9 protein-coding genes are annotated in these 13405 nt (G+C 44.1%); 2 read left to right on the forward strand and 7 right to left on the reverse strand.

Annotated elements, in window-relative coordinates; genetic code table 11:
- Positions 1 to 934 precede the first annotated feature (934 nt).
- Complete coding sequence (locus QZV86_RS11555; RefSeq protein ID WP_295628167.1) at positions 935 to 1849, forward strand: DmsE family decaheme c-type cytochrome; 915 nt, start codon at positions 935 to 937, stop codon at positions 1847 to 1849.
- A gap of 17 nt (positions 1850 to 1866) precedes the next feature.
- Positions 1867 to 4002: an MtrB/PioB family decaheme-associated outer membrane protein gene (locus QZV86_RS11560; protein ID WP_295628171.1), complete on the forward strand. Its 2136-nt coding sequence runs from the start codon at positions 1867 to 1869 to the stop codon at positions 4000 to 4002.
- 103 nt (positions 4003 to 4105) lie between these two features.
- On the opposite strand, the gene QZV86_RS11565 is transcribed toward QZV86_RS11560, so the two are convergent.
- From QZV86_RS11565 to QZV86_RS11595, 7 genes are all read right to left on the reverse strand, one after another.
- Positions 4106 to 4825, reverse strand: coding sequence for a Crp/Fnr family transcriptional regulator (locus tag QZV86_RS11565; RefSeq protein WP_295628174.1), 720 nt, complete (start codon positions 4823 to 4825; stop codon positions 4106 to 4108).
- 466 nt (positions 4826 to 5291) lie between these two features.
- On the reverse strand, positions 5292 to 7547 hold the full coding sequence (locus QZV86_RS11570) for a CHASE2 domain-containing protein (RefSeq protein WP_295628178.1): 2256 nt from the start codon (positions 7545 to 7547) through the stop codon (positions 5292 to 5294).
- Between the two features lie 94 nt (positions 7548 to 7641).
- Positions 7642 to 8652, reverse strand: coding sequence for a metal-dependent hydrolase (locus QZV86_RS11575; RefSeq protein WP_295628181.1), 1011 nt, complete (start codon positions 8650 to 8652; stop codon positions 7642 to 7644).
- Positions 8653 to 8817: 165 nt separating this feature from the next.
- A complete protein-coding gene (locus tag QZV86_RS11580; protein ID WP_295628185.1) occupies positions 8818 to 10512 on the reverse strand; it encodes an L-lactate permease in 1695 nt (564 codons plus the stop codon).
- Positions 10513 to 10575: 63 nt separating this feature from the next.
- On the reverse strand, positions 10576 to 10806 hold the full coding sequence (locus QZV86_RS11585) for a sulfurtransferase TusA family protein (RefSeq protein ID WP_293005504.1): 231 nt from the start codon (positions 10804 to 10806) through the stop codon (positions 10576 to 10578).
- Between the two features lie 51 nt (positions 10807 to 10857).
- Entirely contained in the window at positions 10858 to 12219 is a 1362-nt protein-coding gene (locus tag QZV86_RS11590; RefSeq protein WP_295628193.1) for a porin, read from the reverse strand.
- Positions 12220 to 12569: 350 nt separating this feature from the next.
- Positions 12570 to 13241, reverse strand: coding sequence for a PEP-CTERM sorting domain-containing protein (locus tag QZV86_RS11595; RefSeq protein WP_295628189.1), 672 nt, complete (start codon positions 13239 to 13241; stop codon positions 12570 to 12572).
- Positions 13242 to 13405 lie beyond the last annotated feature (164 nt).

The following is a 13405-nucleotide window of genomic DNA, read 5'->3' on the forward strand; positions in this document are numbered from 1 at the left end:
AGATTTCCACTTAAAATATGGGAAAAACTGTCCAATCAAGTGTGACCACCTCTCATACTCATATCGCACCAGAAACGTAATTCACTTGTAGCTGTAGTCATTTGATGGTACCTCCTCAAAGGATTTATTGGATTTATTGGTCACATGGAATAGATTTTTTATTCCATGTCGTGAAAATTATTTCTTTCTACCGGTCGGCTACAAGCCTTTCTGTATGCATTGATAATTTTCACGTTCAAATATAAACATACACTGGAGTCACTTTACTGTGACTTTCTTCACGTTATATTAGATTTATACTACTGAGAATATTCCAATATTTCTGTAGAAAGCGCTGCAAAATTTTTACATTATCCTAATCTTCCCGCTCTGGGTATGACTACATGCGATGGCTGCTTTTTTGGCTTGCATGACTGTATTGTAATACTGGCGTCGAAACGATCGTTCTATGTCACCCTGATGTTGCGCTCATGCATTTGTTGATTGATTCTTTCCGGCAAGCCATTCCATACACGGTTCTATGTTAATCGAATTCCGAAACGGGTCAGTGCCGAGCGTTTTGCAACCTTATCTTCCAAATTCAAACGCAGAAACACATTACGCATAGATTCACGTTTGTCATATCTTCAGCTGACTCATTGCTGAGCTCGTCATTCCAAATTCCTATCAGAAGCATTCTAAATAGCAGCGGAAAATACCAAAATCCTGAAGCCATAACTTAATCTTAATTATATGAATAATATGATTGTTTGGTTATTTGATGCAATCAGACGTCGATTGAATGCAAACGATATAAATCACTTTTTGAGTGCAAAAAATCACAGAGATTATTTCTAGCGCAACTGAAAATGCATTCACAAATTGTTCTATTTCTAAAATTTATATAGTGAGTGCACAAAAAATGTCTAGTGAAATTAAGTTGATATATATCATCATGTTAAGATTGTTGGTCGTCTCTTTTATACTAATATTATCCCTGCATGTTTCTGCTGAAGAGCTTGATGACGATGATCTTCAAGAAGATCTGGTTCTTAGAGGCGATGCAAGGTGTACTGTTTGCCATGACGAGACCAGCGACAATCCGACTCTCTCCATTGGAAAAACCAAACACGGAACTACAGCGGACTACCGAACGCCTACATGCACAAGCTGTCATGGTGATGGCGGGAGTCACGAAGAATCTCCGCGTAAAACACCCATGCCCCAACGTACTTTCGGTAAGGATTCGTTCAATTCCATCGAAGAAAGAAATGAAGCTTGTTTAGCATGCCATCAAGGAGGTAAGCGTATGCATTGGTCTGGCAGCACTCACGCCAATCGCGATGTTGCCTGCACCTCCTGTCACAAAATTCATACCGAGCAAGACAAAGTTCGTAACAGAATCACTCAGTCTGAGGTCTGTTTTAATTGCCACAAAGAAATGCGCACACTGATTAACCGCCCATCTCGACACCCGATTCGGGAGGGGAAAGTCACCTGTTCAGATTGCCACAATCCACACGGTTCTGCTGGACCAAGCAAGATGGTTCGAGATAGTGTCAACGACACATGCTACACCTGTCATATGGAAAAACGTGGGCCATTTGTCTACAACCATCCACCCGTTCAAGAAAACTGCGCCATTTGTCACAACCCTCACGGCACTACTGCACCGAACTTGTTGCGTACACGATCACCATTTGTCTGCCAAGAATGTCATGAGCCTAATACACACCAAGGTAGCTCAGGAACACTTACCGGTGCTTATGCACGGAATATCCTTGCTCGCGGATGCCTGAACTGCCATACGCAGGTACATGGCAGCAATATGCCGGAAAACATTCGCAATGAAAGCGTCTTTCAGCGCTAATTTCGGAGGTACAGAAAATGACTACTAAGAATTCGTGCAAAAATATTTCTCGCTGCTCAATTTCATTGCTTACGCTGCTTGTACTTGTAAACCCATCCTATTCATTTGGAACTAATGAAGATCCTGTTAAAGAACTGACTAAACCAAGCAGTATTGTCAATATTGGAGCCGGTCAATTGTTTAATGATAATGCGCGTTTTGGCCAATATACAGGTTTGCGAAATGAAGGGCCCTATGGAATCTTTAATCTTGACATATCTAAGCGTTATGACGATACAGGCACCTGGTTTAAGCTATTGGGGCGTAATTTAGGGTTTCAGAATCGCGATATACGGTTCGAGCATAGCAAGCAAGGCAATTGGGGCTATTCTATAGATTACAGTCAACTGCCACGTTATGAGCCGTTCACTGTGAATACTGCAGTTACAGGGATTGGCACAACAGAACCCGGTATACCGTCATCCCCAGCACCGGGCAGTCCTGCGCAATTAAGCACTGAACGACACTCTGTCGGTTTTGGTTTCAACAAATTCCTTCCCGGGAATCTTGAGTTTCATCTTCATTTCCGCAATGAAGAAAAAGATGGGGAGCGCATATTTGGACGAGGAAACCGACTGGGTGAGGCTGGTGTTTTGGATGGTAGGCCGGGCCCGAGAGCGATTGGTGGTTATGAGTTTGTTCCCGAGCCAATAAATTCCACCATCAGGCAGTTTGGTGCATCGCTTGATTATGCAGGAAAGCAATTGCAGCTATCGGGGGGTTACTATGGCACGATGTACAACAATAAAAATGCAATACTATCGCCTGCCGGAGGAAGTATTGTTGGAGGCATATACGCTCCCAGCGAATATGCGCCAATTGCATTGGCTCCTGATAATCAATCGCATCAGGGATTTTTATCGGGCGGTTATAGTTTTACGCCTACAACACGCGGAGCATTTAAAGCCGCTTACACTCGGGCAACCCAAACCGATACATTCGCACCGACACTATTTACAGCACCCGGCATTGGCTCCAATTTAGGTGGGCGCGTTGATACCACACTTGTGCAAGCAAGTTTAACAGCCCGCCCACTACAAAAATTATCGATTAATACCAATCTACGCTTTGAAGATCGTGACGATAAAACGCCTATTTTATTCTACAATCCGATAGCTACTACATCCCTGGATTTAAATGACAATACTTGGAACGGTTTGAATAACCCACGCTCGTTCAGAACCATAATCAGTAAATTTGAAGCAAGCTATGCATTACCCCATAGTTTTCGATTGATTGGTTCTGTTGACTACGATCATAGAGATCGGACCGGTACTGCGGCTAATACCAGCCACCGATTCAGAACCGATGAGCTTTCCTACCGCGCTGAATTACGCCGTACATTATCGGAAACAATCACGGGGACTATTTCGTATATCCACAGCGATCGCTTCGGTTCAAGTTTTTTAACAAATACCACAGGCTTAGGTGTTCCATTCTTCAATTTGATTGCACCATCCAATATTGCCGACCGTACTCGGGATAAAGTTCGCTTTTTGGCAAACTGGGAGCCTCTTGATTCCTTATCGTTGCAAGTATCAGTTGATGAATCATTTGATAATTACGGTCATCGTATTGGCTCAGATTTAGGATTACGTAATGGATCGGCACGAAATTATGCATTGGATGCTATGTACATTTTTTCGGAAAGATTGCAGGCCACTGCCTGGTTCTCAAGGAATGAAACGCATATTAATCAAGCGTCCAGGAATCCGCCTACTGACAATGATTTTCGTGAGATCTGGGGGGCAAATCTGCAGAATATCGCAACTTCAATCGGCTTGGAGGTTACCGCCAAACCCACCGACAAACTTGAAACTGGGGTGAATTTCGTATTCTCTGATTTCACTGATAAATTTAATCAGAAAGTCACGCTTGAACCGCAAATCAATATTGTTCCCAATATATCTACGCAGTATTCAAGCTTGAGAGCATATGCCAGATATGACATCCGCAGGAACTTGGGGATTCGTTTAGATTATATCCTTGATCACTTTAAAACCAACGAATGGACATGGACAGGTTGGCGCTATACCGATGGCACAGGACTAACTCAGGATACCGATCAGATGGTCAGTTTTGTTTTTCTCTCTGCTTTTTACAGCTGGCAATAGGTCGATTTCATCGCAAAACATTTGATATTTCTCTCCAGAGAGGAGTGCCGATAGATGTCAGAGCTATAGCGATAACACATATGGAAGGTTAGGTGCCAAATGATCAAAAGCTACCGCGTACTTCACTAACCATTTTTGCCAGTTTTGCTACATCGAGTACATGCACTTTATGGCGTCCTTGGCACTCGATTATTTTGTGTTCAGTTAGATTAGAGAATTCTCGTGATACTGATTCACGTGTTGTGCTTACTAAGTTAGCGATATCAGAGCGAACCACAGGAGAAATAAATGCTTCATTAGGAGATATCATATGATTCTTAGCTAAGCGGAGTAACTCAGCATGAATTCTATTATTTAGTGTCATTGAGCTGAATTCATACACACGTTCAGTCAGTCGACGAACTTGTCCTGTCAAGCGTTTAAGTATCGCTTCAGCGATCTGCTCAGACTCGTATAGCAAATCCTGGAAAGTTGTCGCAGGCATTGATGCCAGCATAGCAGTTGATTTGGCTACTGCCGTTGCTGATCGGGCACGGTCGTCGATAGCAGAAAGCTCGCCAAACATTTCACCTCTCGGGAGATCGCATAAGATAACTTCATTTCCTGACAATGCATAATACTTGATACGAATTTCGCCTTGAATAATGAAAAAAACACTGTGAGTACTATCATGGTATCTCACAATATCTTCACCTTCTTCATAGCGGTGCCATTGACAAGATTCCGCAACAATACTTAAGCTTTCTGCTGCCAATCCTTTAAATTCTTTGATGACTGTCAGCAGTATGCTGCCTCGTTCAGGTATGATATGGATTGAGTGCATTTGTGGTTCTTAGCCCATTTTTGTATTTTGCTATGACGACTTATTTAACAAGAGAGTATCCATTCTGCCTAATGGGCGGCTTTCACTGCGAAAAACTGCAAAACCTACCCTTGAAGGATATTAGCGTTTTTCCTTTTGAAAATATGTGATATTTTTCACATTCAATCGCACTCGTGCAAATAAAATAATAGGTTATTCTTTTAGCGCATGCAAAATAGACCTCGCTTCATTGAAGTATTGCGGGATGGCAAAAGTAGAAAGCAAATTGACAAGAGATAAGGATTGTTAGAAACCGATGAACATCGAGCTATGTTCATGGCTCGATTTAACGATATGGTGGTTCCAGATTCTGGAGTGCATGCTGATGCGTAGCCTTGAGTCGTGAGAAATTCGTATTCGCAATCCAGATTCTGATAGTTGCTTGATTATACGTAAGAAATAGCCTTGTCGCTAGATTTAAGGTTATTTATTTGGTTTCAATGCGTATGGTTGAGTTCCATGCATCAACTGAAGGCGCCGATTGTTTTTTCTTACAAATATTTAAAAAAAACTTTGAGGGGCCATCCTCTGGAATTTTATCCAGGATTTTATATAAACCATCGCAAGCCTCAGTCCATTGTTGATTCTGATAAGCTTTTAGTGCATTTGAAAAAGTTTCGCACAACCATAACTGCAATTGACTGGCTGATTGCTTGTGTGCGACCAACTCGAACAAGTTAACGGGTGTGGATTTTCCGATCAGGAGAAAATCTCCCAATGGGCGAATCAGAAATTCATCTAAACCTGAGATCACCTGACCTGATACCAGCAAACGGGTACCCAGGTATTTATTGACGCCCTGGATGCGGCTAGTGGTATTTACGATATCACCAACCGCGCGGTATTCAAAATGGTGCAGTGCGCCAATATTGCCTAACAACATTTCGCCAAAATGTAGTCCCATGCGCGTTGGTAATTTTGGCTGGTTAGCGGTATGATTAAAGCGTTCAATATCGGCAGCGATATCCAGGCACGCGAGACAAGCGTCTTTACGTAAATCGGAGCTAGCCGATGTTTTTGCCCAAATGGCGAGCATGGCATCGCCAACCACATCAGAAACTGTGCCATTATGCTGTTTGACAGGATCAAACAAAACAGCGTAGTAATTATTCATTAATTGACCGAGTTGCTGCGGATCCATCTTTTCTGCAAGCGCGGTATAGGCTTCGGCATCGGTCGCAAGGCAAGCGCCATACACGAGTTGATTATTCAGTGCCATCGCTCCTGAATTTCTTACAATATCATTGACGACACGATCAGGGAGAAAATAGCCAAAAGCTTTTTTTAGTTGCTGGCTTTCATGTTTTTCTTCGTGATATTTGAGCGATATTGCACCAAATAGCGTCATCGGTAGCTGCAGAAAAACCGGATTGATGAGTGGTAACCAGATACTGATTTCTTTGAAGAAATAATAGGCACTCCCTGCATAGAAAGAGATCAGAACAAAACTGGCTACGATGGCGCTTCGATTAGGCAAGAGCATAAAAATGATACCCAGTCCAAGACCTAATACCAACAAAATACCTAAACTACCCATTAGAGGGAAGGGTCTGATAGGTTTGTTTTCCAGTAAGTTGGCAAACGCTGTTGCCGCTATTTCGACGCCGCTGATGTAAAGTCCATCGGGGCTTGAGAATACCGTGTGATAATCATCCCGGACAATGTCTTGTTCTGGCTGAGTCGCTGCGGAGAATCCGACAAATACAACTTTATTTTCAAGATTCATAGGGCTAGATTGTTTAGCAATCTCATCTTCATCAGGGTGCAAGACCTGATGATAGGGTATTGTATTGATGCTGCGCGGAGGGCCATAAAAGTTCAAGTAACGTGTGTCGTCCCCGGAATATAGATTCAGAAGCGCGTGAAGGATATTTTTTTGGATGGAATTCAGATTTGCATCGCGGTTGAGTTCAATTTTCAAGCGATGTGCAAGATTAGATGAATTGTGGAGGAGGTCACGTAGTGTAAAAATTAAATCTTCAATATCCAAAGCCTCTTCTTTAATTGGCAACTGTGCCGCATACGCCGGGTCAACCCTATGCAATAACCGGACTAAGTTTTCATAAACGGGTAGTGCAAAGATTTGTAAAACAACGGTGGGTATCGTGGGGATATCGCCGGCATCGGTTTTAAAAACCCAATAATTATTGACTCTTTCCATTTTGGGCAAGGGAAAAGGCGCGTGGGCTTTGGCGGCATCGGCAATAAGCGGCAGGAGCTGTTTAGGCCCTTCCTTTACAATCCGGTTAGAATTTTGTTCGTTTGCATCTGTGGCAAGTGCGCTATCTTCATAGACCAACCTTTCCACTAGCACGATGTTTCCTGCCGTTTCCATACTAAAAGCCAGCTTTTCATCATATACGGCTATTGCGCTGGGCGAATCAAAAATAAGATCAAATACAATGATACGTGCTCCGGCCTGGGTTAATTGCTCGATAAGCCGTGCATGTAATTCGCGCGGCCATGAGTGTGGCGTCGTAGGTAAATTAAGCCGAGATGCAGAAGGTTGGTCAATGGCAACGACGACGACGTTGTCTGGGGCTGTTATTGCTCCGCGCAAATGAAACAACCAATACAAGCCAAATTTCTCTTCCATCCATATCCCTGCAGGAGAAAGATGCACAATGACTCCCGTCAAGCCGATAACAATGCCCAGGAAAAGGTGCTTAAGCCATCTAGTCATGTTTATTCATGCATAAGCTGTAGTCGCATATTGGTCGAAAAACAAGCAGTCGCCGGATAGTTAATTCGTTTTTCGGCGATTTACGATCACCGGTTTAGTCTAATAAATGTCCGCCTAGCAGCAGGGTGATGAATTTTTCGCGCGTGGCACCGGATGCATCTCGATAGAGTTTATATTTTGCGTGCTGCTCCGGCTGCTCCGGGTTAATCTCGATACCCCATAGCGGTGCTAGTGTCGTGGGTAAATTCGAATAACGTACATCAACAAGTACATTCGGTTGCTCCGGGCGAATTGCCAGTAGTCCTGCAGAAAAATGACTGAAACGTGCAATATCCTGCGCCAGCACCGAAGAAACCGGCAGTGTGCTCAAGTCACGTTTCAAAACAAATTTTTCAATGGATTCACCCGGATAAATGCGCGGCTCAGAGAATAAGCCGATACGAATAGCATCTACATACAATTTGCCTTCAAACTCATAAATTGAGCGCCATAGCAGTAAATTGGCAAGAGTTGGTTTCACCAGCAATTGTTCTGCTTGTTGTCCTCTTTCTGCAATCAATGATTCAGCGACAGTTTCCGCGCGTTGTAACTGCATCCAGCCGAACGACAAATAGAGCGCTGCGAGCAGCAATCCGATGCGGGCCGCTTTATGACTGTATTTCTTGTATGCGATCACTCCGGCGATCAGCAGAATCAGAGTGAAAGCCGGATCCAATACCGAAATGATACTCAGCGCCACGCGCTCGTCGCTCAATGGCCATAACAGATGCGTGCCATAACTGGTAAACGCATCCAGAACACCACTCAAACAATACCCGAGAAAAGTGAAAAGATACAAACGAGCAAAAGGCAAACGTTTGCGCAAGAACGGCCACAACAGCAGAGCAACAATCAAGGCACCCAGCGGCACAAAAAACAGTGAATGGGTAAAATGACGATGAAATTCGATATTCAACAACGGATCATTTTCAGATTGAATCAGGATATCGGCATCCGCTGTAATGCCAGCCAAAAAACCAATACCGGTTGCTATGCGTGTTTCCTGTTGCCTGGCGCCTGACTGCGCCATTGTGGCGCCAAGCAATCCTTGAGTTATTAGATCCATAGGGTTAAATGTTGTGAAAAAACGCTAACCATTATTTTAAATAAATGTAAATTGATGCTTCGGCCTTTTGCAGTGAAGTAATTTGAGAGGCACAAGGGGGAGTATACAATTTATGGATATTAGTTATAACATCCCTCAACTCAATTCCTCTCCAGTGATCTTATTTTACATGAGGGGGTCGGTTATACCTAAAGTATGGATTGCAATCAGCGTGATCACGCCAACTGCGATCAAGTAGTAGAGTGTTGGGATAATAGTCATGCGAATGATGTTTCCTTCGCGTCCTAACAAGCCGACTGTGGCGGATGCTGCGACTACGTTATGGATGGCGATCATGTTACCTGCAGCGGCACCAACTGCTTGCACGGCGACCAGCCATGCACTCGATACACCGATCAATTGCGCACTATCGAACTGAAATTGCACCATCATCAAATTGGATACGGTGTTGGAACCAGCAATAAATGCGCCCAATGCACCCACTGCAGGGGCGAAGAACGGATAAATATTCCCCACGCTACTGGCGACCCACTGTGCCATTACTTGCGGCATGGCTGGAAAATCGGCCAGATTGACGCCAGAGTTGATCAGAATACGCACCATCGGTACGGTGAAAATCAGCACGAATCCTGCCCCGAGCAAAGTACGTGAAGATTCCTTGAGTGCGGCTCTGAGCTCGTTGAGTTGCATCCGATGCAGAAAGAATGTCGCTATAACCACGAACATCATAATGCCTCCGGATGAATATAAGAATTCGATGCTTCCAGAAATGTCTTCTTCACCCAATATGTCAATCCAATTGAATGTCAGATGATGGCTTAATAATGCTTTCACATCGGTGTTGATCCGCGACAGCACCAGCAAGATTGCCAGTAGTGCGTAGGGTAACCAGGCCGAAACGATGGTAACAGTGGATTTTGCAGTCAAATCTTCCAACTTGATTTCGATGCTGCCGATCCATTCTGTCGGCCAATTTCTTGCGGCAGGAAAATGCCAGTGTTGTTTGGGTATCAGGAAACCGGCTCGAGCCGCAGGCACGACGATAGTTAATCCGATCAGTGCGCCAACGATCGATGGAAATTCCGGTCCTAAGAATAGGCCCGCCAATGCGTAGGGAACAACAAACGCGAATCCGGCAAAAATAGCGAAAGGTGCGATCGCAAGTCCTTCCGCCCAGGATTGATTGCGTCCGAAAAAACGGGTCAACATCATACACATCAGCAGTGGCATCAATACACCGGTCATGGCGTGAATTATGGCAACTTCACCTATGATCAAGCGATAAAAATCTTCCCAGCCGGAGCCAGCCGCGATTAATTGCTCGATGATGCCTGTCTGGTTTAGTCCACCGCTTACGCCAACGATAATCGGTGTCCCTGCGGCGCCGAACGATACTGGCGTGGATTGCACCATCATCCCCGCCATCACTGCCGCCAGCGCTGGAAAACCCAGAGCGACCAGCAACGGCGCGACGATAGCCGCTGGCGTGCCAAATCCTGAAGCACCTTCAATAAAACAACCAAACATCCAGGCTACGATAATTACCTGTACGCGTCGATCCGGACTGATGTTAGAGAAGCCTTGTCGGATCGTGGTAATGGCGCCGGAGTGTTTCAACGTATTGAGCAGCAGTATTGCGCCAAAGATGATCCATAATATAGATCCGGTTAAAATCAAGCCTTGTAGAGTCGATGCAATCACTCGATTGAACGGCATTTTCCAGACAATTAGTGCAATCGTAACGGTTACGATAAACGTTAGCGGCATGGCTCGTCGTGCGGGGTAGTTGAATCCAACCAGAAGCACCGCAGCCAATAGAAGTGGCAAGAACGCTAGAAACGAAAGCAAGGTTTGGTTCACAGCAATTTTTCTGATTGACAGGTCGTTAAAGAAGTTCTTGACAGCCTGCTACTCAAGGGCTGCCTATCGCTTCTTGAGTACGAAGATGAACTCACCGGTTGCTTGTGACATAGACAATAATTCATTCCCCGTTTGCTCAGAAAAAACCTGAAAATCAATCATGGAGCCTGGGTCGGTAGCAACGATTTTCAGGGTTTGTCCGCTGATCATGCCAGCAAGTGATTGCTTAGTGCGTAAGATAGGCAGAGGGCAAACCAAGCCGCGTGCATCCAGTTCTTTGTCTATTTTATCCATTTTCAATAGTATGAATTTTATGATCTCATTTCGATTCGATAAAGCCAGGAATTAAAACGCGAGCTGCATGCGCGAAAATAATATTTTTTCTGTAGGTCGATTGATTATGCCAATTGTGCCGTCGAAATGTGTCTGATTGTAACTTAATTGGAATTTAACATTGCGATTGAGATACCAATTAATGCCTACCCCAAAATCCTGAGCCTTGTTGACTGAGCGATCCAAATTAAATAAGCCGTGCGCAAATGCTTTGGTGTCGAGATTGAGTTCCGAATAGCGCGTGACCAATTGTACGGCACCCAATGCACTGATATTTTCAAACGTTATCGGATTGTGCGGCTGCACCCTGCGAAATGAGGCATCGCCATTAAAGAGAATCCAGGATAATTGAACTTGGAAAGCATCATTTGTGACTTTATCACTCGTGGCCCCAATCTTAATATTCTGTTGGGAGATTGTATATTCCCCCATGATTCCAAACGGGCCGGAGTGATAAAAAAGCTGCGGGCCGATTCGTTCGCGGCTGCCGTCGGCAAAAGCACCTGGTACGTATGATGCAATCGATTGTTGACCCGATGATATGAAGATTGGCAAGTGCGCATTACCTAGTTGCGCGCTGCCATATTGTGTTCCATAACTATAGGCAACGCCCAATCCCAACCCCTGGAGAAATTCGATTTGAACATGTTTGAGCGGATGGGAAAAAATGCGCGCAACAAAATCGATACCGCTGCTATTAGAATTAATAACGCTATCGCCTATGCCTGAACCGTTATCAACATTACCGTGAAATATACCAATCTGATATTCGGTGGTATCCCAGAGGATATCGCCAAAAACTTGTGCGCCAATTTCGCGATTAGGCGCCAGATTGGTGGGGAAGGCTCGTTCGTTTAAAGCTAATGCAGTCCCTGACTGCAGGCGTTCCAGTCCAAATGGAGACTTGAACTTGCCGACACGAAGATTAAATGGTTTGATGTAATTACTTTCAAAAAAAGCATCCAGAATTCCCAGACTCGATTCCAGATTAGGCATAAAGTAAAAGCTGTAAACCTTACCAAATCTGACTTCAAGTACGGGTCGAATACGGCGGAAGGTAAAATTGTCATTACCTGCCTCGCCCGCATTCTCAAAAAAAGTGCGCGAGTCAGCTTGGATAAATCCTCCTAAGCGGATTTGATTTTTGCCATTATTCCATCGATATCCTGATCCAGAATCAGTGAAGAATAATCCTGTTTTTCTTTTATTATCCTTGGAAGATTTTATTGTAATCGGTTGTTGTGACCGGTCTGGGATATCCTCTTGCGCATAAGCTGTGGAACTAACATAAAAAGCACATGCTATGGCAATTAAGACACCTTTCAGTGGTGTGTTAACTCGGAGATTCTCATCGATAGACGCCCATATATGCATCACTACTAAGTTATCGGTGGAAGTCTAGCTAGAAATACGCATGCTTTAGGGTGAAGATAGAAGATGCAAAAACTTTCCTCGTAAATAAGGCGTTCAGGTTTTTTCTCACAGGCTGCTCTGTATTGCGTGAAATACCGTGAATCGTGATAAATATTTTCGCACTATTCTTAGATCGATATAAAACCCCTGGCGAAGGTATGGCGCAAGCCTATTGGAGCGGGTATTGTACGCTCTGGGTGAACGTTTGGGATGAGTTATGCTGCCGTGTGTCGAGCTGTGGGGCAGGTAGAAAATAAAAAAGAGTGGTGTCAAATACAAGATACAAATTTTATCAATCGATTAGGCCGTTTTTAGCATTGCGAAGACAGCGCATTTTTGCGGCGCAGTTGAAAAGCAAACAGTCCAAGTCCCGCCAGTAACATGGCGTAGGTTTCTGGTTCTGGAATCGCATTTACGGTAATTTCACCAATGTTATAATAAGTATAGGAGCTATCACTCCAGCCCCCTTGAAAATCGCTCAGGACAATAGTGTCAGTCATTAGGCCATCAAGTATCGTACCGTTTAGGCTTAAACGATCATTGCACGCACCAGATAAGCATGGCCCTCCCCAATTAGTCGAACTAAGAGCAACTGAATTACCACTGATCGTAACGGTGGCACCAGTCAGCGTACCGGGAATAAAATTTCCCTTGAGATTACCTCCGAAAATATCAATTATAGAAATTGTTGTCACTTGTGATAAGTGAAGTGTAACCACCGAGTTATCTTCTGAGCTGAAAAGCTGATTGTCATTGTGACTATGTGGAATAACACTATCATTCAGTGTTCCGCTGCCGCCAATATAGTTGGATAAGTCTGGAGCGACTGGAGTAATGCTGCCGGTATAGTCGTGACTCCAAGCACCGAATCCATTATCACGTGCATTGATGATATCGTAACTTGTTATGGTTAACGCTTGTACCCCAGTTGTGGTTAATAGAATTATCGCAACAAATACAATAATGGAAATAAATTTATTCATTTTCTTCTCTCGCTGGTTTCAAAGTCGGACGGTACAAATTCTCGCTGAAGTCTATCATGATCTCTCCTAATCAACTAGCTTCTGCAAAGAATTTTAGGGTCGCGCAATTTACATAGTCGGCCCTGAAAAACCGCATCAATCGCTATCTTAGATCAGCCGCTTCA

The sequence above is a fragment of the uncultured Nitrosomonas sp. genome, from assembly GCF_902826915.1.
Classification (GTDB): domain Bacteria; phylum Pseudomonadota; class Gammaproteobacteria; order Burkholderiales; family Nitrosomonadaceae; genus Nitrosomonas.